16 protein-coding genes are annotated in these 21460 nt (G+C 46.8%); 11 read left to right on the top strand and 5 right to left on the bottom strand.

The window, feature by feature from the left end; translation table 11 throughout:
• Positions 1-15: 15 nt before the first annotated feature.
• The 5 genes from phoB (at position 16) to ACFO4O_RS09545 (ending at position 10279) form a co-directional block, all read left to right on the top strand.
• A complete protein-coding gene (gene phoB, locus ACFO4O_RS09565; protein WP_382408303.1) occupies positions 16-705 on the top strand; it encodes a phosphate regulon transcriptional regulator PhoB in 690 nt (229 codons plus the stop codon).
• A gap of 34 nt (positions 706-739) precedes the next feature.
• Positions 740-2050: a phosphate regulon sensor histidine kinase PhoR gene (gene phoR, locus ACFO4O_RS09560; protein ID WP_382407789.1), complete on the top strand. Its 1311-nt coding sequence runs from the start codon at positions 740-742 to the stop codon at positions 2048-2050.
• A gap of 1 nt (position 2051) precedes the next feature.
• Entirely contained in the window at positions 2052-3167 is a 1116-nt protein-coding gene (locus tag ACFO4O_RS09555) for a PstS family phosphate ABC transporter substrate-binding protein (RefSeq protein ID WP_382407787.1), read from the top strand.
• Positions 3168-3302: 135 nt separating this feature from the next.
• Entirely contained in the window at positions 3303-7391 is a 4089-nt protein-coding gene (locus ACFO4O_RS09550) for a hypothetical protein (RefSeq protein ID WP_382407785.1), read from the top strand.
• Between the two features lie 131 nt (positions 7392-7522).
• Positions 7523-10279 (top strand): TonB-dependent receptor plug domain-containing protein, encoded by a 2757-nt coding sequence (locus tag ACFO4O_RS09545; protein WP_382407783.1) that lies wholly within the window; start codon positions 7523-7525, stop codon positions 10277-10279.
• A gap of 78 nt (positions 10280-10357) precedes the next feature.
• Here ACFO4O_RS09545 and ACFO4O_RS09540 read toward each other — a convergent pair whose 3' ends face one another.
• The 4 genes from ACFO4O_RS09540 to ACFO4O_RS09525 form a co-directional block, all read right to left on the bottom strand.
• Positions 10358-12421, bottom strand: a complete 2064-nt coding sequence (locus tag ACFO4O_RS09540; protein WP_382407781.1) for a putative bifunctional diguanylate cyclase/phosphodiesterase — start codon at positions 12419-12421, stop codon at positions 10358-10360.
• Positions 12422-12515: 94 nt separating this feature from the next.
• Positions 12516-13106 carry a tRNA-uridine aminocarboxypropyltransferase gene (locus ACFO4O_RS09535; protein WP_382407779.1) on the bottom strand — a complete coding sequence of 197 codons (591 nt, stop codon included), beginning with the start codon at positions 13104-13106 and terminating at the stop codon, positions 12516-12518.
• Between the two features lie 26 nt (positions 13107-13132).
• On the bottom strand, positions 13133-13819 hold the full coding sequence (locus ACFO4O_RS09530; protein WP_382407778.1) for a hypothetical protein: 687 nt from the start codon (positions 13817-13819) through the stop codon (positions 13133-13135).
• Between the two features lie 147 nt (positions 13820-13966).
• On the bottom strand, positions 13967-14737 hold the full coding sequence (locus ACFO4O_RS09525) for a hypothetical protein (protein ID WP_382407776.1): 771 nt from the start codon (positions 14735-14737) through the stop codon (positions 13967-13969).
• Positions 14738-14962: 225 nt separating this feature from the next.
• Here ACFO4O_RS09525 and ACFO4O_RS09520 point away from each other — a divergent pair, with 225 nt between their 5' ends.
• From ACFO4O_RS09520 to ACFO4O_RS09495, 6 genes are all read left to right on the top strand, one after another.
• A complete protein-coding gene (locus ACFO4O_RS09520; protein WP_382407774.1) occupies positions 14963-15739 on the top strand; it encodes a DUF3450 domain-containing protein in 777 nt (258 codons plus the stop codon).
• A 13-nt stretch (positions 15740-15752) separates the two neighbouring features.
• Positions 15753-17153: a MotA/TolQ/ExbB proton channel family protein gene (locus tag ACFO4O_RS09515; RefSeq protein ID WP_382407772.1), complete on the top strand. Its 1401-nt coding sequence runs from the start codon at positions 15753-15755 to the stop codon at positions 17151-17153.
• Positions 17154-17185: 32 nt separating this feature from the next.
• Positions 17186-17713 carry a MotA/TolQ/ExbB proton channel family protein gene (locus ACFO4O_RS09510; protein WP_382407770.1) on the top strand — a complete coding sequence of 176 codons (528 nt, stop codon included), beginning with the start codon at positions 17186-17188 and terminating at the stop codon, positions 17711-17713.
• 32 nt (positions 17714-17745) lie between these two features.
• Positions 17746-18153 carry an ExbD/TolR family protein gene (locus tag ACFO4O_RS09505; RefSeq protein ID WP_382407769.1) on the top strand — a complete coding sequence of 136 codons (408 nt, stop codon included), beginning with the start codon at positions 17746-17748 and terminating at the stop codon, positions 18151-18153.
• A 34-nt stretch (positions 18154-18187) separates the two neighbouring features.
• Positions 18188-18796 (top strand): energy transducer TonB, encoded by a 609-nt coding sequence (locus tag ACFO4O_RS09500; RefSeq protein ID WP_382407767.1) that lies wholly within the window; start codon positions 18188-18190, stop codon positions 18794-18796.
• 86 nt (positions 18797-18882) lie between these two features.
• A complete protein-coding gene (locus ACFO4O_RS09495; RefSeq protein ID WP_382408301.1) occupies positions 18883-20166 on the top strand; it encodes a tetratricopeptide repeat protein in 1284 nt (427 codons plus the stop codon).
• Between the two features lie 54 nt (positions 20167-20220).
• Here the strand turns inward: ACFO4O_RS09495 and ACFO4O_RS09490 are convergent, their stop codons facing one another.
• Positions 20221-21264, bottom strand: a complete 1044-nt coding sequence (locus ACFO4O_RS09490; RefSeq protein WP_382407765.1) for a 50S ribosomal protein L11 methyltransferase — start codon at positions 21262-21264, stop codon at positions 20221-20223.
• Positions 21265-21460: the final 196 nt, after the last annotated feature.

Here is a 21460-nt window from a genome sequence, read left to right as displayed (position 1 = left end):
ACACGAGTGAAAAAAATGTCGCGCAAGATATTACTTGTAGAAGATGAAGCGCCAATTAGAGAAATGCTTAGCTTTGTGCTCGAGCAGGCAGGGTTTACGGTTGACGAGGCCGAAGACTACGATGTGGGCTTGGCAAAAATCAAAGAGCCTTATCCAGATTTGATATTGCTCGACTGGATGTTGCCGGGCGGTAGCGGCGTTCAGCTTGCAAAAAAGCTCAAAAGTCACGAGTTTGCTAAAGACATCCCTGTGATCATGCTTACTGCACGAAGCGAAGAAGATGACAAAATTCGAGGGCTTGAAGCTGGCGCCGATGATTATGTTACTAAGCCTTTCTCACCGAAAGAGTTGGTGGCTCGTATCAAGGCAGTGATGCGCCGCGTAACACCCACCTCAAAAGAAGAACCCATTGAATTTAATGGCTTAGTGCTTGAGCCTGTGTCGCATCGTGTTACCAGTAACGGCGATTCGGTTGATATTGGCCCGACAGAATTTAAGCTTCTGCACTTTTTTATGACTCATCCTGAGCGTGTTTACAGTCGCGAGCTATTACTGGACAATGTATGGGGCACTAACGTATATGTAGAAGACCGCACAGTAGATGTGCACATTCGCCGCTTACGAAAAGCCATTTCACAGCATGGGCACGACGCCATGATCCAAACCGTCAGAGGTTCGGGATATCGCTTTTCAAATAAAGCGTAGTGCCTCTGCGGTCTTAGCTGAGGCCATATAAATCATGTATTACCCCCAATCGTGGTCTAAAACTCTGGTTCGTTTTGGTATTTTGTTATGCCTAAGCTTGCTTGCCGGTGCTTATGTAAACGATGTTGCGCTGGCGATTATGGTGCTCTTTGCTTGCCTACTGGCATACAACTACCTGCATTTATATAAGCTTACGAAATGGTTATGGCAAAGCCGCACAATGTCGCCGCCGAGTGCGCCTGGTATATGGCATCATATTTATGAGGGTGTGTACTATCTGCAGCGACGCAACCGCAATAAGCGTAAAAACCTTGGTGAGCTGGTCAAGCGTTTCCGAGAGGGCTCAGAGGCCTTGCCCGATGCTGTGGTGGTGATTGATAACCAAGCTCGGATTATGTGGTGTAACCGAAACGCACGTATTGAGCTTGGGCTGCGTTGGCCTGACGACAATGGCCGGCGTATAGATAATCTGATTCGGCATCCTCGTTTTATTGAGTTTTTGGAAAGTGAAGACTATCAGTACCCGATTGAAATCCCAGCGCCTACCAATCCGCATAAAACCTTTGAATATCGGATGATGGAATACGGTGAGGATCAGCTTTTGTTAATTGTGCGCGACGTATCTCGGGTGTCGCATCTAGAGGAAATGCGCAAAGACTTTGTGGCCAATGTGAGCCATGAGCTAAAAACGCCTCTGACCGTAATTAATGGCTATTTAGAAGTGCTTAGCGCCAGTACTGAGGGCACGCCTCCTATAGTAAACAAGGCGCTGAATGAAATGGGCACGCAAACGCGGCGCATGCAGAATCTTATAGAAGATTTGCTAATTTTGTCTCGTATAGAGTCAAGTGCGGAGCGGATTTTTGAAAACGTGATTGATATGCGCGCGCTGTTTCAGCAGATTGAAATGGAAGCGAATGCCTTAAACAAAGACAGGCAACATGAAATTGTGTTTAAGGTAGACCCAGAGCTTAAGGTTTACGGCGTGGAGTCTGAAATGCGCAGCGCTTGTTCAAATCTTATATTCAATGCGATGCATTACACACCGCCCAAAGGTCATATTGAGATAATATGGAAACGCCGCTCAGGCAGCGCTTATTTCGCGGTGAAAGACAACGGTGATGGTATTGAAGATAAGCATCTTAGGCGATTAACAGAGCGTTTTTACCGTGTAGACAAAGCGCGCTCACGCAAAACCGGCGGCTCGGGCTTAGGCTTGTCTATTGTGAAGCACGTCCTGCACCACCATAACGCACATTTAGAAGTAGAGAGCGTAGTGGGCAAAGGCAGCAAGTTTTATTTTATACTGCCGCCTGAGCTTATTGCCTTAGACGAAGCAGATTAATGTGAAAGTGTTTTTTAAGCGTCAAACCAATGAGCGTCAACACCAAGGGCGTGATAGCAAAAAACGTCAAACCGCAGCCAGTATTGCCGCTTTTGCTGCATCGCGGCTTGTGTTTGCGCTTATGTTGATAGCGCCTGTGCATGTTTATGCTGGGCAAATCAGCGGCGAATCGCAATCAGATGATGAGGTGCGCATACCGCTTGGTATTGAAGCGCCGAGTGAGCCTTTGAAGATCTATCCCTATCATTCCACTCCCGGTGTATATGGCTCGATAACGTCTATTGGGTCTGACACGCTCGCGACGCTGATATCGCTTTGGGCAGAGCAGTTTCAAACGCTATACCCTCATGTGAAATTTCAAATTCAAGCGTCGGGTTCGGCAACTGCATCTCAGGCCCTTACTCAAGGCACCGCTAGTATTGGGCCCATGTCGCGCGCCCTCACGCCAAACGAAATTCAGCGTTTTACACGCAAATATGGCTATCCGCCAACCAGCCTAATTGTAGCAATAGACGCGATGGCCCTTTATGTGGAAAAGAATAATCCGCTGAGTCGACTTTCATTGGCGCAAATCGATGCGATATTTTCGATGACCCGATTTTGTGGCTCGCCATCTCCTCTTAGTCGATGGCAACAGTTGGGAATAGGTAAGTTTGGTGACACCCGTCGCATAGAGTTGTTTGGTCGTAATTCAGCATCAGGGACCTACGATTTGTTCAAGCATTTGGCACTTTGCGATGGGGATTACGATAAGCGAGTCAACGAAATGCCTAGCTCCTCTTCAGTGGTGCAGTCGGTAGCCTCGAGTATTGGGGGCATGGGGTATGCGGCATTAGGTCATGGTAATACCGACGTAAAAGCGGTTGCGATTGGCAACTCTGAAGGCCAATATTATGCGCCTAATGCTGAAAATATTATTGCTGAGCGCTATCCCTTTACACGATATTTATACATTGTTGTTAATAAGCCGCCCGGTGAGCCATTGCCCACACTTGAAAAGACCTTTTTAAATTTTATTCTGTCTGAGCAAGGACAAAAAATTGTTGAACAAAGCAATTATTACCCCGTCACCGGAAGGTTACTGGAGCGGCAGCGTAACTTGTTAATCAAAAACTAAAAACGCATTAAAAATCAATATCTTATCATTTATTAAACTTTTGTGACAAAGTGCACCTGTAACAATTCTGTCACCTTCCTAAGTTAATCTCATTCGCGTTTATTGAACAGATACTCATACTCTTGGAGAACTCGAATGAAACTAAATGGATTGTTTAAATCCTCTACGCTCGCGGCAGCGGTATTGTTAGCAGCATGCGGTGGAGATATCAATATTTCAGAAGGTGATGTTGATAACAGCACCGTGGTAAATAATCCGCCGCCAGTTACGCCGCCGCCAGTGACTCCACCACCGACGCAGCCGCCCACAACGCCAGACGGTCCTACCTCTGCGCTTGACCAAGGTTTAGCGACGGATGTTTCATCTGAGTTCCCTCAAATTACCGACAAACCTGTTTATCGCTTGTCAGAAAACACCACCTTTACCGAAGACGTCGTGCTTACCAATGATGCACACTGGGTATTAAACGGTCGTACGGCAGTAGGCGGAGACAACGAAAATTCTGCCGTGCTCTTTATTGACGAAGGCACCACCATTTTTGGTGAAGAAGGCGAAGACTTCTTAGTAGTGCGCCGCGGCTCACAAATAGAAGCTGACGGCACCGCAGCGGCTCCTATTGTATTTACGTCAGTACAAGATGTAACCGGTGAAGAAACCGGCATTGGCCAATGGGGTGGGATTGTTCTGCTAGGCCGCGCTCCGGCAAACTCATGTGGTGACCAAGTTGGCGATACGACCGCGGCAGAGTTAGATAACTGCGGCGTGAGCGCTGAAGGTGACGCTGGACAGTTTGGTGGCACCGTTGAAGACGACAACTCAGGTATTTTACGTTATGTGGTTGTTAAGCATGCTGGCCGTACCTTGGGTAACGGTGACGAGCTAAACGGTATTTCATTTGCAGGTGTTGGTTCAGACACGACGGTTGAGTACATTCAGGTTCACCAAAATCTTGACGACGGTATCGAGTTTTTTGGCGGTACGGTAGATGTGAAATACGTAGTGTTAACCGACATCGGTGATGACAGCTTAGATTGGTCTTTTGGTTGGACCGGTAAAGCGCAATATGTATATATTCAACAAGCAGCGGGTGAAGGCGATAACGCCATCGAAGCTGACAACAGTGAATTTGACGCCTCTGCTCGTCCACTTACCAAACCTGCTATTGCAAACGTGACAATTGTAGGTGCCGACGACACCAACGGCGTACGCTTACGCGCTGGTACAGCGGGCAACCTTACTAACGTGTTAGTTACTGGCCCCGCTGGCTATGACAATTGCTTGCGCGTAAATGGCGATGAGTCTGCGGCCAACGCAGCTAGCGGCGAATTGACCATGACAGGCTCAATCATTGCCTGTGAAGACCCAAGCGATAACTTTAACAGCCAAGCGATTGGTAGCGGCACGACTGAAAGCTGGTTCTTAGGTCAAGCAAGCAACCAAGTGCTCGCACAAAACGCTTTAGGTTTATCTGCCAATGGCTATAGCCCAGAAGCAGGCTCAGTGTTGCTCACAAGCGGTACTAACCCACGCGACATTCGTACCAGCTTTGATGCTGCTAACTACGTAGGTGCCTTTGACGGTCAAACCAACTGGATGGCAGGTTGGACGGTTGGCGTAAATGGCGGTTTCCCGTCTGATGTGTCAAATGCATTGGAGCAAGGTTTAGCGGTAGACGTTTCTAACGAATTCCCGACGATTACCGACAAGCCTGTTTATCGCTTAAGCGCAGATACGACGTTCACTGCCGACGTGACCTTCACTAATGATGCACATTGGGTCTTAGATGGACGCACAGCGGTAGGCGGTGACAACGAAGATAGCGCAGTATTGTTCATTCAAGCCGGCACCACTATTTTTGGTGAAGAAGGTGAAGATTTCTTAGTTGCTCGCCGTGGTTCACGCATTGAAGCACTTGGCACCGCAACAGCGCCTATCACCATGACGTCTGTACAAGACGTGACCGGTGAAGAAACCGATATTGGCCAGTGGGGTGGTTTAGTATTGCTTGGCCGTGCTCCTGCGAACTCATGTGGTGACCAAGTGGGTGAAACGACCGCTGACGAACTTGCAAACTGCGGCGTAAGCGCAGAAGGTGATGCCGGTCAGTTTGGCGGCACCGACCCAGAAGATAACTCTGGTACGCTTAACTATGTGATTGTTAAGCATGCAGGCCGTACCTTAGGTAACGGTGACGAGCTCAACGGTATTTCATTTGCCGGTGTGGGCTCTGGCACAAATGTCAACTACATCCAAGTGCATCAAAATCTTGATGACGGCATCGAATTCTTTGGCGGCACAGTAAACGTTCGTCACGTGGTGCTCACAGATATTGGTGATGACTCTTTTGATTGGTCATTTGGTTGGACAGGTAATGCACAGTTTGTATATATCGTACAAAGCGATGCTGAAGGCGATAACGCCTTTGAATCTGACAATAGTGAGTTTGATGCAGCCGCAACACCGCTTACCAATCCAACTGTGGCTAACGTCACGATTCAAGGTGCAGCTAATACAAACGGCGTAAGATTACGCGCTGGTACGGCAGGTACTTTGAAAAACTTCGTTATTACAGGGCCTGAAGGCTATTCAAACTGCTTACGTATTAACGGTGACGAAGCGCAAGCAAACGTTTCAGCGGGTAGCCTTAGCATCACTCACTCAGTGATTGCATGTGAGCAAGATGCGAACTTTGGTGACAGTTTTGCAGAGCAAACCTTTACCGGCGAAGCAACTAACCGTGTGTTTGCTTCTTTAAGCGACTTAAACCTTGCATCAGATGGCAGAACGCCAGAGGCGAGCTCTCCACTGCTAGGTGCAGGCGCAGATTTATCAGAAGACAACAGCTACTTTGTTGCAACTGACTACATCGGTGCATTTGATGGCGAAAACGACTGGGCTGCAGGTTGGGCATTTGGTTTGGCTGGTGGCTTCCCTACTGGTGTGCAAAACGCATTAGACCAAGGCCTTGCGACAGATGTGTCATCTAGCTTCCCTGCTATTACCGACAAGCCTGTTTATCAGCTTGGTGCAGACACAACCTTTACAGCAAACGTTACCTTGACCAACGATGCACACTGGGTGTTAAACGGTCGCACAGCAGTGGGCGGTGATAATGAAGATTCTGCGATTTTGTACATTCAAGAAGGCACTACGCTTTTTGGACAAGAAGGTGAAGACTTCTTAGTGGTACGTCGCGGTTCTAAAATTGAAGCATTAGGCACAGCGGATGCGCCAATTGTTATGACTTCAGTGCAAGATGTGACTGGCGAAGAAACTGCGCAAGGTCAGTGGGGCGGCTTGGTGCTGTTAGGCCGCGCTCCTGCAAACTCTTGCGGTGACCAGGTGGGTGAAACCACAGAAAACGAGTTAAATAACTGTGGCGTAAGCGCCGAAGGCGATGCTGGTCAGTTCGGTGGCAACATGCCTAATGACGATTCGGGTACGCTTAACTACGTAGTGGTCAAACACGCCGGTCGTACCTTAGGTAACGGCGATGAGCTAAACGGAATTTCGTTTGCTGGCGTGGGCTCAGGTACAGTAGTCGACTACATTCACGTTCACCAAAACCTAGATGACGGCATTGAGTTCTTTGGCGGTACCGTAAATGTGAAGCACGTTGTGTTAACCGCTATTGGTGATGACTCTTTCGACTGGTCATTTGGTTGGACGGGTAATGCGCAGTTTGTCTTAATTAAGCAAGATGACACTGGCGACAACGCCTTTGAAGCAGACAACAGCGAATTTGACGCAGCGGCAACGCCACTTACCAATCCAAGCATTGCTAACGTGACTGTAATCGGCGAAGCGGGTGCAAACGGTGTGCGCTTACGTGCTGGCACAGCAGGCTCGCTTTGGAACTTTGCGGTAACAGGACCTACTGGTTATGAAAACTGCTTACGCGTAAACGGCGACGAAGCACAAGCTAACGCGACAGCAGGTACTCTGTTTATACAAAACTCTGTGATTGCCTGTGGCGAAGAGAATTTTGACAGCGACTTTAGTGCAAATTTCTTCAACGGTGACGCGACTAACGCGACAGTTGCTCCTGGCGAGCTTGGTTTAGCGGCAAACGGTTATCAGCCTGCGGCTAATTCTTTGCTACTTGGTGCAGGTGCTGACCCTTCTGCAGTAGATGCTTTCTTCGACAGCGTTGACTACATCGGTGCCATGGATGCGAACAACGATTGGACGCAAGGTTGGGTAAGTGTTGGGCTTAACGATTAATCGAACCTTGATTAATTGTTAGTAAACAGCAGGTTAAGTTAAGGGCCCCTTGAAACAGTAAGAGGGCCCTTAATGGTTTTAACTAAAGATGTGTGCAAGCGATGTATCGCGCACAATGGAGTTTTAAAAACATGGGTTTTAATTCACGCACCTTGTTGCCTCAAACCAGCACAAAGAAGTCACTGCTTCATTTAGCTATTTTGTCTTCATTGATGACAAGCGCAGTATTAGCACCTGCTTATGCTCAGTCTGACGAAGATGAAGCCATTGAAGAAGTGGTGACCACGGGTACTCGCCTCAAAGGAAGTGCTACCGCAGTATTACAAGAGCGCCAAAATCAGGCCTTTGTTGCAGACATACTCGGCGCAGATCAAATATCGCGTACTGGCGATTCTGATGCTGCAGGCGCCTTAAGACGTGTAACGGGTCTTACCTTAGTAGACGGTAAATTTATTTACGTACGTGGCTTGGGTGAACGTTACTCAAGCACTCAGCTTAATGGCATGGGTGTGCCATCGCCAGACCCTACTCGCTCAGTTGTGCCTTTGGATTTATTCCCAGCCGATATTATCGAGAGTCTGAGCGTACAAAAATCTTTCTCTCCTGATATGCCAGCGCATTTCGGTGGTGGTAACGTAAATATCCGTACCAAAACTATCCCTGACGACTTCGTATTTAAACTTTCGGGCAGTATCGGTAGCAATACCAACAACAGCGACGACGGTTTCTTCTATAGCGGTGGTGGGCAAGACTGGTCTGGTCGTGATGACGGCACCAGAGCGCTGCCCAGTATTATCTACAATAACTTAGAAACAGCACAGTCTGATGACGGCATTGAAGGTAGCGGTCGCTTCCCTTTGACACTTAACGAACGTAAAGCCCTGTTAAGTTCAATGTACTGGGATATTGGTCCGGATGAAAAAAGCGTTGGCCCTGACTTTGGCCTAGGTGTTACGCTTGGCGATGTTTATGCCTTAAGCGGTGAGAGCGAAATTGGCTTTTTATCGACTTTGTCATATGACAACAGCTGGAAGGTTGAAGAGCAATTTAACGGCACTAATTTAGGCACGGTAGGATGTAGCGACCTAGCGCCTGAAAATGTAAATAACGGTAAATGTTTTGCGCAAAGCTTTGATGGCATCTCTACCGAACAAAACGTGAACTGGAGCGGGATGTTCAACGTTGGGTACAAATACAACAACAACCACCGCATTGATATCACGAATGTTTTGTTGCACGACATGCGCGATCGGGTTCGGGTGCGCGATTTCGTGGACGTTAACGAGACCATCTTTGGTACGACAGAGCTCAGCCGTATCGATATGCTCTTTGAAGAGCGCCGAATGAACTCAAATCAAATCAAAGGCACGCATAACTTTCCGCAGCTAGAAAATACCTATTTTGACTGGTACTACGGAACCAGCCGCGCGCGCCGTCAGCAGCCGGGTAGTTTAGATTTGGTGTACCAGCTAAATTTTGAAAATGGCGTACTTGAAAGCCAGCAGTTGCAGGACGTTTCTGCTACCGCGGTGCAAAGAGACTTTCAAACGCTTCGCGATGTTTCTGATTCTTTGGGTTGGAACTTTGGCTATCCCTTATATCTGAAAGATTTAGAGCTTGAATTTAAAGTGGGCGGAGACTTTTTTGAAAAAGCCCGTACTGCTGACAATATCTCGATAACGGTTCCCCACCGTGCAATTGCCGATGACTTTACCTTCGGCAATCGAGTTAACGAAATATTTTCGCCTGAAAACCTCCAAAACGATGATTTTTACAATAGTGCTACCGGCTCAGGTATCTTAGAGTCTGGTGTTGCTGATGGTGATAAATACGCGGCCGGCACAAAAATTGACGCTTACTATATAATGGCCGATGCGTTCATTAATAATCTTTGGCGAGTAAGCGGCGGCGTTCGTTGGGAGGATTTTCGTCAGATATCCGTGCCTTTTAGCGCGCATGCCAACACCTTTTCCGTTGAAGGTGAAGAAATCAGAGATATTGCGTTTCAAGAAGATGATTTCTTTCCTTCTTTAGCGCTTACCTATTTGATGAGCGAAGAAATGCAGTTCAGATTAAATGTAAGTCAGACGGCCATTCGCCCCGACTTACGTGATATCAGCACGACTTTCTTTATAGATCCATTGACGGAATTTTTAGTTCGAGGCTCGCCTCTTTTGCAAAGCTCAAAATTAGATAATTTTGATTTTCGCTGGGAATGGTATATGGCCAACGGCAACAACCTGTCAGTGGCTGTATTTTATAAAGACATTGAAACGCCCATCGAACTTGTTGAGCTAGGCACAGTGGGCGGCGCTGCACCGAACCTATTAACCGCTAACGGTGAGTCGGGTGAGTTGTACGGAATAGAAATGGAGTTTTTGCAAGACCTTCTTTTCTTAGGCGACAATTTTTCTAACTTTTATGTAAGCGGCAACTTAACTTTGTCTGACTCAGAAGTGACCTTAGGTGCGGTTGATGACGATGAAATTTCATTGTTTGAGCGTCAGGTGCTTGATGCTCTAAACGCCACTAGCGCATCAAACATTGTGACTAACAACCAACGTCGCTTAGTCGGTCACTCCGAATGGGTTGCCAATCTGCAGCTTGGTTACGATTCAGACAATGGCGAGCATAGTGCAACCTTGGTGTATAACGCTTTTGGTCCACGCATTATTGTGCCTGGCACGCGCGGTAACCAAGACGCTGAAGAAGAAACCTTTCACTCTGTTGATATGATTTATACCTACTTCCCTGATTTTAATTCATCAATTAAATTCAGTGTGAAGAACCTGCTCAATCAAGATAAGCAAATCACTCAAGAAGGTCTTGATTTGTTGTTTGAGGAAGAAGGTATTTCATTTAGCTTGAGTTATTCGAGAGACTTTTAGTCAATAGTGCTCCCAAGCCCCTTAAAGCGCCTGTTTGAATCATCGCAGGCGCATTTTTGTTATTGAACAGTTCAACAATTACACGTCGACCTTTTCATTTGCTGTTTTTGGAAGATTCAGCTGTGTCTCAAACCATGCAGGCAATGCGTCGGCCGGCATTGGGCGGGCAAAATAATACCCTTGATATTGCTTAAAGCCGAGCGAGCGAAGGCTGTTAAGCTGCTCTATACTTTCTACGCCCTCAACAATAGTCGCTGCGTTTAACTGGCGGGCAATAAAATCTGCAGCGGTTAAAATTGCAATGTCCTTTTCGGTCATGTTAATGATGAACGAGCGGTCAATCTTGATGGCGTCAAAAGGCACATCTTGTAGCTGTTTCAACGACGAATACCCTGTACCAAAATCGTCGATGGCAATGCGAATACCGGTTTGCCTAAGCGTTGATATTACCTCTGCCACTGTGTCTTTTTCTTCCAGTATCAATGATTCTGTTATTTCTAGCTGAAGGCTTTGTGCAGGAAACTGTGTTTGGGCTAACACTTTTCGAACATCATCAATAAAATCTGCTTGTTTTAGCTGCATGGCAGAAATATTTACCGACAAATAGAGCTTATTTTGCTTACATAATTGCAAAGACTCTTCACAAGCACGCTTCAAGACCCACAAGCCGATTTTAACTATCAGCTCACTCTTTTCTGCAACGGGAATAAATTCAGCAGGAGATATAAGCTCGTCTGCGTGCTGCCAACGCAATAGCGCTTCAATACCGCAGGTGGCACTATTTTGCGTATCTACAATCGGTTGGTAGGCCAGATGCAATTCGCGTTTTTCAATTGCCTGGTTCAAGCCAATTTTTATAAATCGTTGGCGCTCATGTTTGTGTAAAAGATGTTCTCTGAAGATGGGGTCGGTATTTTTAATCGCGCGTTTGTTTTCATACATGGCCATGTCGGCATATTGAATGAGCTTGTTAACCGATTGAGCATGGTCAGGATAGCAAGAGACACCAATTGAGCATTCAACGCTGAGGGAAACGCCAGCAACCATTAAGGGCTTTGAGATGTCATGCTGAATCATTTCAACTAAGGATGAAACATTGTCTTCACTTCGATGCATGGCAAGCATCACAAACTCGTCTCCGCCCCAGCGCCCGAGGGTTATATGCGGCGTAAAGGCTTGTCGAATGGCGTTGAGCCGTTCAGCTATGTTTTGTAGGACTTGATCGCCTTCATAATGTCCCATCTGGTCGTTGATTTCTTTAAAGCCGTTTAAATCAATAAACAAAATCGACGCTTTTGTGTGTTTATCAATACCAATACGGTAGGCAAGCGCTTGTTCGATTTTGTATTGCAGAACCTTGCGATTGTATAAGTTGGTTAAACTATCAAGGTTTGATAGGCGCATAATGTCGTCGGTGCGTTCCTGCACTTTTTGTTCTAGCTGATGGGTATAAGCGTGCAGACTACTGCGCGCCTCAGATAACGCCTTGTTACTCTCGCTTAGGCTGGTTTTTTCTTGCGTTAATTGCGAAAGTAATTTGGTATTTTGATCAGCGATTTCAAGCGTGTTTTGTATAAACTGACTGTTAATAAATGACGCTTTTATACTGACTAACCAATAGCCTAAACCGAGCATTGAAATGATTGCAAAGTTCTCTATGTCAACAAAAAAACCAGCAACGCAGTAGGGCACGAGTAGTAAGCTTGTATATGAAAAAACAAGTTTTTGTACCGCACCTAAAACGCTTAATGCACCGCCGGTTAGTGCGGCAAGGATAATCGCATTAAAGCTGAGCTCTATCAGGCTTGCATGCTGCATAAACGTGACGCTAAAACTTGCCCATACCAAGCCGGTTGCCAATACGCCCGCGCTGAAAGTCGCAAAATCTTGATCAGGCGTTTGCGAAAAGTCATAGTCGCTTGCCAATTTGCGTCTTGCATCAACCAACCTCACTGCGCAAATTAAGCCCATCAAAAACATATAAATTGCGACGAGGTAATTCGGGGCGTTATCAAGCTGCATGATACACACGCCAAAGAACGCTGCGAGGGTTATCACAACCCCGGTGGTTGCGTTCCAGTACAAAAGCTTGACTCTTTCAGCTAGGGTCGCTTTTTCATCTTTTGCTAACATCCAGTGCATGCAGCGTTCCATGGTGGGTTACGTGGCGTGTGCGCTGAAAATTGCGCACAGTTGATTAAGGTTGCGTAAAGAATATCGGCACTAAACACAAAAACTACAGCGCTTTTGTGCCCAGCACGGGCCATTTTGCTTGCATTGCGCTAAACACTTTAAGCAAGGGCGCACTTGGCGCAATATTTAAGATGTTTAGGGTTGTTGCGAGCGCTTCAATCGAACTATAGCTATGGGCAAAAGGCGCTTTTCTTATGCGATACTCAGACGCTCGGTCTGCTGGCAGTGTGGCCGTCGTTAGCTCATGTAACCATGGGTTATTAAGCCACATCTTTTTTGCTTTTCGCCATGTGCCGTCCAGCAAAATGATGTGGTCCGGCTTGCCAAATTCACCGCAGCGATGATGATACTCATCCATCGTGAGTGAGCTTTCATTGGGGTAGAGCAGTAGCGTATTTGTAAACTGCTTGAGTTTTTCGCGCGCCGGTACAAAGTCGTTAGGGAAAAGTCCCACAAATATCTCGGCCTGAGGCATGACTAATGGAATTAGCCTCGCCGAATTCTTTGCGTGCTTTGTTTCGGTGGGGTCCTGCAATATAGAAATTGCAACCGTGCTGCTGATTTGCGTAACATGTTTGCAAATGCAATGGCTGCTTGGGTAATGACAAACACTACAGGCGCTCCGTTTAGGCATAGTACGCAGATTCTTTTTACTGAGCGCTAGAAGTTGTAAATCAAGCGCATTGAGAAATTATTGTTTGGCGTTGAGTCGGTTAAGCCAGCTAAATAGCGAGCAAATACCTGAAACTTACCAAATTTCGCCATGACTGCCGGACCGACTTGATGTCGTTGTTCATCGTAATCGGCAATATTTGATATTTGCCCGTATTGATCAAACAACTCAAGTCCTACTTGATATGTTGAATTGAGGCGATGATAGTAGGCAAAGCGAGTGGCAATGCGCACATCACGGCTCTGCGTTCCGCTAACATTCTTACCGACTATCATAATGGCACGCACGAAGTTCTTAGCATCAAAATTAAATTGGTTGGTCCAATGTATGGCAATGTCATCGGGTCGCGATCCACGGCGTGTTCTATAGTCAAGGCGCACGGCGCTGGCAAAATTGTCGTTTTCGCCAAATTTATTGAAGTTGTACAGCATCTCAATTTTTGCGCTGTCATAATCCCAATCGGGTTGTTTGCGATACTGACCCACAATGCGCACTCGCCAGCGATTATTCAGGGCGTGTTGATAATGCACGCGCTGAGCCCACAAATCTTGAGCGCCGTCTTGGTCGGCAGGCGAGTGGGTAATGCGCCAGTCAAATTGTTGGGTATTAGCCTTTACAATGGGGCCATGAACGCCGCCATTGTTGCCATGAGCAAAGCTTGAAACAAAGATCATGATCGAGCTTATTATTAGGGATGAAAAGTGATACTTCATGTGCGTGCACCTCACTAAATATGAGGTGCTATTATACCCGAAAGGCTTTAAAAATTGCTAACTAGGGCGCAAAGGCAAGCAAAGTGCTGGCTTGCGACAAATGCGACCTTAGAAAGATTTGTTGAAACGCAGCCCGAAGTTGTGATCGCGCGTTGCGTCTGACACGCCGGCCAAGTATCTAAACTCATACTTGAAGCCTGCCACAGAGCCTCCAATGAAGGGACCAATTTGATGTGATTGTTCGTCAAACGAACCAAAATCGCCTATCTCACCAAATTCATTGAACATTTCAACACCCACTCTCAGACCATTTTCGAGTTTTTTGCTGATGCTTGAGCGTGTTTCAATCTCAGTTCCGCTAAAGGCGCGATCAGACCCAAACTGCCAAGCACCGATTAAGATACCGCGAATACGAATACCGTTTGCCAAATCCCACTGATTTGTCCAGTTAACGGCAAACTCTTCTGGGTTATCACTGCGTCTTTGGCGAATATCAAAGCGCACGCCGCTTGACCAGATGCCTTGGTCTGCCCGTTTTTTGAAGTTGTATAAGATTTCGCCGCGCAGATACTCATACTGAAATTCACTGCGGTCTCGAAACTGCACAATAACACGCCCTCTTACGCGGTCATTCAGTGAATGTTGATAATGAAGCCGATATCCCCAATTGTCGGTTTGCCCATCTTCATCGCCAGGAGACAGAGCAAGTCGTAACTGCATCGAACGGTCGTTTGCATCAACATTTGGCCCGTGCACGCCAGAGGTGTTTGCAGCCAAAGCCTTGTTGCCCAGTGCTATTGTCACGAGTAATGTACTGGTAAAAAAAATACGGGTTAAAAACAAAAGCGAGCGTGGGGTATTTTGCATCAATTGTTTCAATGGTGATTCCTTAGGTACGTATGTAAATGTGCTGACCAATAGGTATTAACTGATCTTGCCGTTTTCTAGATCAAATTAGTTTTATGACAGATTTGTGAATCACATGCATAAGGGGATGTTTGTAATAAAACTGTCACAGATAATCCCTATCCTTCTTCGGATTATTTCAGGCAAGTTGGGCTACCAATTTGTCAAAAACGTCCACTTAAATCATTAGGATTTTGTATGAAGGTGTTTACCCCTACAGTTGCGATACCCATGGTTGTATTCATGGCCATCGTATTTGCTGCCCCCGCGCAGTCACAAGAAGACCAATATCTTGAGCCTGCCACAGAGCTTGCCGAGCAAATTAACGAGTCTGCACAGCAGTCTCAAGACAAGATAGACAACATTGCCGGACAAATTGACAGCAAACTACAGCAATACAAAACCCTATTAAAAGAAATGGAAGGGTTAGAGGTATACAACGGACAACTGCGCAAGCAAATCCAAAATCAGCAGGATGAAATGCAAAGCCTCAACGACGCCATTGACGAGGTTAGTGTGATTGAGCGTCAAATCACCCCGCTAATGATTAATATGATAGACGGACTTGAGCAGTTTGTTGCGCTAGATATTCCATTTTTGGAACAAGAGCGCAAAGACCGCATCGTTGATTTGCAAGCGATGATGGACAGAGCCGATGTTGCGCCCTCTGAGAAGTTTCGTCGCGTGATGGAGGCCTTTCAAGTTGAAATGGACTATGGCCGCACTATCGAAGCTTACTCAGGTTTACTGACCGTAGACGGTCAAGAACGAGACGTTGAATTTTTGCGTATAGGCCGCACCGCACTTTTATACCAAACTCGCGATGCATCGCGCCAAGGCGTTTACAACAAACAAACACGCCAGTGGGAAGAGCTCGATTCAAGCTATCGCACGCAGGTCACTAAAGGCTTGCGTATCGCTAAAAAACAACTTGCACCCGACTTACTCATGGTGCCAGTGTCGATTACTGACTAAGGATTAAAGATAAATGAAACACTTATTTCAATCATGGGTCAGTAAGGCCGCTGTTGTTACTATTATCGGTGCGTTCGCTTTTGCAGGCCAAGCTCAACAAAATGAACGTGCGCTTGATTTAGATGCCTTGCTAAAGCAACTTGAAGAGGGCAAGTTTTCCCAGTCTCAGCAGAACCAAGCGAGAGAGCAAGACTTTATTTCTCAGCGTTCTGAACAAGACCGTATATTGCGTGAGACGATTGCGCGGCGCGATGCTTTATTGCGTACCTCAGAGCAGCTTGAAACTAATTTTGAAGAAAACGAATTTAAACTGGCTGATCTCAACGGTGCCTTAGACAATCGTTTAGGTTCATTGAAAGAGCTCTTTGGCGTACTGCAGCAGGTGGCTGGAGATACTAAAAACAAGTTTTACAATTCGGTGATTTCGGCACAGATACCTGATCGCGCGACATTTTTAGATAAAATGGCGCAGTCGATGGGGTCATCTTCAAAACTTGCGTCTATTGAAGAAATTGAGCGTGTGTGGTTTGAAGTACAGCGAGAAATGACAGAGTCGGGTAAGGTCACTAAATTCAACACCCAAGTCGTTGAGGCCGGCGGTCAAAAAGTGACTAAAGAAGTGACGCGGGTAGGACCTTTTGCGCTAGTTGCCGACGGCAAATATTTAGAGTTCAACGGTGTGACCGGCACAGTATCTGAGCTTGTGCGCCAACCTGCAGACCGTTTTTTAAACTCCATTAGTGCACTTGAAGCATCTAACGGCGATTTGGTGCGCTTTGGTTTAGACCCAACAGGCGGTTCGATTTTGGGTTTACTCGTGCAAGCCCCCAGCCTGCAAGAGCGAGTTGAGCAGGGCGGTTTAGTGGGCTATATCATTTTAGTGGTAGGCGCAATTGGCTTGCTGCTAGCAATAGAGCGCTTAATTAGCCTATCGATTATTCGCGCTAAGGTGAATAGCCAGTTGAAAAACCCAAGCTTCAAAAACAATAACCCTCTTGGCCGCATCATGTTGGTGCGTGACAAATACCCACATGCCGACACCGAATCGTTGGAGCTGCACTTAACCGAAGCAATTTTGGGCGAAGTGCCAAAGCTTAGCCGCTTTTTAACTATTATTAAGATTATCTCGGTGGTCGCTCCGCTAATGGGCCTACTAGGGACAGTAACGGGTATGATAAACACGTTCCAAGCCATTACTTTATTCGGTACCGGTGACCCGAAATTAATGGCCGGCGGTATCTCTCAAGCTCTTGTTACCACAGTGTTAGGCTTAGTTGTCGCAATCCCGATGACATTATTGTATGCAGTGCTTAATACGCGCAGCAAAAATATAGTGTACATACTCCAAGAGCAAGCCTCTGGCGTGATTGCTGAGCGTGCAGAGCTGCAAACGCAAGCCAGTAACGCTAAATAAGCTAAAAAAGGCAGTATTCGGAGACAACAAGCATGATTGAGTTTTTTGAAGCGATACGCGATTTTACAGAAACCGGTGGACAGGTTCTTATTGTAATCGGCGTATTGATTTTCGTGATGTGGTTGCTGATATTAGAGCGCGTGCTCTATATCAATATTACTCACAAGAAACTAAAAAAAGACATCACCATGCAGTGGCGCGCTCGTAAAGATCGCTCCTCATGGTTTGCTGAGCAAATACGCCAGGCGCACATCTCGCGCTTGTCTTTAAAGCTCAACGGCAGCATTCCGATTATTCAGGCCTTAGTTGCACTATGTCCATTATTAGGTTTGATGGGAACGGTTACCGGCATGATTGAAGTGTTTGACGTGATGGCAATTTCTGGTTCTGGTAACGCTCGGTCCATGGCGTCGGGTGTATCAAAAGCAACTATTCCAACTATGGCCGGCATGGTGGGCGCGCTGTCAGGTGTATTTGCATCAGCATATTTAACGCGCACATCAAAAGCAGAGCGCACGCACTTAGAAGACGCTCTGCAACTTCAACGAGACATTAACTAAGCCTTAGGGCTGAGGCTTAGCAAGGAAACATTATGAAACAGCATTTCCAAAATTTAGTAGATGAAGAAGAAGCAACAATTGACATGACGCCTATGCTAGACGTGGTGTTTATCATGCTTATATTTTTTATTGTTACGGCGTCATTTGTAAAAGAAGCGGGCATCGACGTAAATCGACCTGATGCCTCTACAGCGGTTAAAAAAGACCGTGCCAGCATTTTAGTTGCGATTAGCGACAAAGGCGAAATCTGGATTAACAAGCGCCGGGTAGATGTGCGCGCGGTTCAGGCAAATATCGAGCGTTTGCACGCTGAGAACCCGCAGGGAACAGTGGTGATTCAAGCAGATAAAAAGGCCACTACCGAAACCCTGATAAAAGTGATGGATGCCTCGCGTGCTGCTGGCATACTTGATGTGTCGATAGCGGCTCAAGAGCCTTAGACTTTGCCCTCTAACGAGAAAGAGCCGAATCATTATGTTTAGAATTGTCATCGCCCTAGTGCTGGCCGCAGCTATTACCTTGGGATTGTTCTTTTTAATGCAGTCGCTCATTAAGAGTGGCGGTAGTGCATTAACTGAACCGCCCCGCGGTAGCGTGCTTGACTTTGTGCGCGTAAAGCAAGATGAGCAGGTAGAGCAAAAAGAGCGCAAGCCAAAAAAGCCGCCTAAACCACAAGAGCCGCCACCGCAGATGGAAACACCGCAAATGGAAGCATCTACTCCAGATGGCGACGGTGGTGGTATGGATTTCAGCTCCGATATCAGTAACGATATTGGTCTCGACGGTGGCCTTGCTTTGGAGTCTGGCGACGGAGAATATGTCCCCATCACAAAAGTGGCCGCAGTATATCCCCGTCGTGCTTTGCAGCGCGGTATTCAAGGCTATGTAATTGTGGAGTTTACAGTGACCAAGACCGGTGCGGTTCGCGACCCAGTGGTAGTTGAAGCCGAGCCTGAAGGTATTTTTGAGCAAGTTGCTATGGACGCTGTGCTTAAATTTAAATACAAACCTCGCGTTATTAATGGCGAACCAACCGAAGTGTCGGGCGTGCAAAATCGCGTAACCTTTAAGATAGACGGGTGATGATCATGCAGATATTACGCTCTTTTTATCGTGGATTGGCAGTGCTTTGCTCTACCACGCTGTTAGTTCTTCCGAGCAGCCACGGTATGTTAGGTGGATTTGGCGTAGCGCTTTCACTTGGCTATGTATCATCTGTGAACGCCCAGAGCGAAACAAGCGCAAAACTAGGTGACAGAGCGACGCGGCGCACCCCAGCGCTTCGGTCAAAAGTTTATGAGCAGCTTGCTCGGGCGCAAAGCGCTGCAGATGCCGGCAACGTAGATGAAGCTATATCGATACTCGATGAAGTCAACAGTAAAGCCGATAGCATGAACAGCTACGAGCGCGCGATGATGTATAACTTTTACGGCTTTATTTATTACAACGAAGAGCGCTTTGACGAAACTATCGAGGCATTTAAGACTGCGATTGAACAACAGCCTATTCCGGTAAGCTTTGAGCAGACTACCCTCTTTAGTTTAGCGCAGCTCAGCATGATGCAGGGCCAGTACGATAAGGTAGTGGGATATTTAGAACGATGGGAAGCGCTCAATGACGGTAAAATTCCGCCCAAAAACTACATATTAAAATCTCAAGCGCTTTATCAAAACAAGCAATATACACAAGCGGCTTCGTACATTGAGCAGGCTATAGCCAATCATGAAGAGGCCGGCTATTTACCCGATGAGAACTGGCTTACCTTGCAGCGAGCTATTTATTTTGAGCTTAAACAGCCAGAGAAAGTGAAAGATATCATCGTGAAGCTTATTCGCCTTTATGACGAGCCTAAATACTGGATCCAGCTCGCCGGTATGTATGGTGAATTGGAGCGTGAAGAGGAGCAACTTGCGACCATGGAAGTTGCCTATCAACGAGGCTTTATTACTACCGCATCCGATACCTATAATTTAGCGCAATTGTATTACTACCATGGCGTACCCTACAAAGGTGCGAAGCTCATGGAAGATGCCATCGCCTCTGGTTTGCTCGAAGCCAATCTGCGCAACTTGACGTTTTTAGGCCAGTCATGGCAGCGCGCTAAAGAAGAGAAAAAGGCAGTGCCGGTGATGCAGCGAGCCGCACAAATGTCGGACGACGGTAAAATTGATGCTCAGTTAGCGCTGCTCTATTTCAACCTTGAACAATACGACAAGGCCATCGCATCTGCAAATATTGCCATTGAAAAAGGCAACTTGGATAACCCTGGCAATACTCACATGGTGTTAGGGCTTGCACTTTATAACACCCGTCAGTTTGCTATGGCGCTTGATGAGTTGGCAAAGGCAGAGGGTTTTGCGAGCAGCCGAGGTGCCGCTCGTCAATGGACAAAATATGTTGAGAATGAAAAGTCGACGTTTGAGTCCCTCAAGGCTATTGAGGCAGGCTCTTAACGACGCCTCACCGAAGTATGAGGCTTGCTCAATAATTGGCTAGTTGTTAATGCCTCAAAGCTTTCCCTGCGGGACACTTTTGAGCCTTTGCCGCTGAAGACTTAGCTCATTCACGCTTAGTGTGTTTTCTCCATCTGAAATGGACCACGACCAAAACTGTTCTTTGCCAAGCTGTTCGGTGAGTGGCGATAAACTTATTGTAATGTCTTTATCCGGCGAGACGTGAAAAGGCTTCGGCAGTGGAAACAATATCTGATCCCAGTGCGTGGGCGTATCAAAAGGGCCCGTACCAAACTCTACCCCTTGACTTAACTGAGCGCTAAACCAGCCGCACAGCGCGTAAATGTCGGTGGTTTCGCTTGGCGTAAGCTTTGCCGTAAATACGCGAGGCGTACTGGCTTTCTCAAGTGTTTTCATATTCAGCGTGCCGAGTAAGGCAACGCTTTCAAGCATACATTCAGGCTCAAGAGCAACTAAATCGGATTGCTCTAAAGGGGCATCTGCAATGGCCGAAAAATCAAGCCCATAAGGGCGCTCATGTAAAAACCTCAAGTCTTCTAAAATCGCCTCATCATTCACCAGCCCCATGCGAAGAGAGAGCGTACTCGGTATCATAATGCCGTCGTCTTTCAGGTATCGGTCTCTTAAGCTAAGCAGCGGCTCTAGCATTGCTTCGTAAAATAAGCAGTGTCCCATCCACTCTGACACAAGCACATCAACAGGCTCGTCGAGGCTCAGAGATTCATGGTCATCATGGTAAAAGTCGATATTGTTAAAGCCATTGGCGCGCGCTATGTGCTGAGCGGACTGAATGAACTCAGAGCGGTCAACGGCCATTACTCGCTTGGCGCCGGCTCGCGCCGCAAACATCGAGAGCACGCCAGTGCCACAGCCAAAATCAAGTACGCTATGGTGTGATTTAACCACCGATTCAATCGATTTTTGGTAAGCCTCGGTGCGCACAATATCTTGCAGCATGACTTTGTGCATAGCCACATCGCGATAAGACATACGGTGGCGTCCTTCGCTACCGTCGGTGGTGTTTGCGCTTATATCTCGATTTTGGCGTGTTGCTGGCGTTTGCTTTTGTTCGCTCATGGCTTTCTCGTAAGGTTGTTGCGAGCACGTAACTTGCACGTAGCATCAGTATTAGCAAGCAGTCTATCAGGATGGCGCCTGTGCAGATAGCATCGACATCAGACTTTAGCGCCAGATCAATGTTTTCGTCATGCTTTATTGCTAAGCTTGTTGAGAACAAAAGACTTGGGTCTTAAATATCAGCCAATAAATTGAA

Source organism: Glaciecola siphonariae (assembly GCF_042652645.1).
GTDB lineage: Bacteria > Pseudomonadota > Gammaproteobacteria > Enterobacterales > Alteromonadaceae > Glaciecola > Glaciecola siphonariae.
This window is presented reverse-complemented; position numbering and strand designations above follow the sequence as displayed.

Coding starts and splice junctions, on each gene's coding strand:
- phoB (WP_382408303.1), top strand. CDS start 16: ATGTCGCGCAAGATATTACTTGTAGAAGATGAAGCGCCAATTAGAGAA.
- phoR (WP_382407789.1), top strand. CDS start 740: ATGTATTACCCCCAATCGTGGTCTAAAACTCTGGTTCGTTTTGGTATT.
- ACFO4O_RS09550 (WP_382407785.1), top strand. CDS start 3,303: ATGAAACTAAATGGATTGTTTAAATCCTCTACGCTCGCGGCAGCGGTA.
- ACFO4O_RS09545 (WP_382407783.1), top strand. CDS start 7,523: ATGGGTTTTAATTCACGCACCTTGTTGCCTCAAACCAGCACAAAGAAG.
- ACFO4O_RS09540 (WP_382407781.1), bottom strand. CDS start 12,421: ATGCACTGGATGTTAGCAAAAGATGAAAAAGCGACCCTAGCTGAAAGA.
- ACFO4O_RS09535 (WP_382407779.1), bottom strand. CDS start 13,106: ATGCCTAAACGGAGCGCCTGTAGTGTTTGTCATTACCCAAGCAGCCAT.
- ACFO4O_RS09530 (WP_382407778.1), bottom strand. CDS start 13,819: ATGATCTTTGTTTCAAGCTTTGCTCATGGCAACAATGGCGGCGTTCAT.
- ACFO4O_RS09520 (WP_382407774.1), top strand. CDS start 14,963: ATGAAGGTGTTTACCCCTACAGTTGCGATACCCATGGTTGTATTCATG.
- ACFO4O_RS09515 (WP_382407772.1), top strand. CDS start 15,753: ATGAAACACTTATTTCAATCATGGGTCAGTAAGGCCGCTGTTGTTACT.
- ACFO4O_RS09510 (WP_382407770.1), top strand. CDS start 17,186: ATGATTGAGTTTTTTGAAGCGATACGCGATTTTACAGAAACCGGTGGA.
- ACFO4O_RS09505 (WP_382407769.1), top strand. CDS start 17,746: ATGAAACAGCATTTCCAAAATTTAGTAGATGAAGAAGAAGCAACAATT.
- ACFO4O_RS09500 (WP_382407767.1), top strand. CDS start 18,188: ATGTTTAGAATTGTCATCGCCCTAGTGCTGGCCGCAGCTATTACCTTG.
- ACFO4O_RS09495 (WP_382408301.1), top strand. CDS start 18,883: ATGTTAGGTGGATTTGGCGTAGCGCTTTCACTTGGCTATGTATCATCT.
- ACFO4O_RS09490 (WP_382407765.1), bottom strand. CDS start 21,264: ATGAGCGAACAAAAGCAAACGCCAGCAACACGCCAAAATCGAGATATA.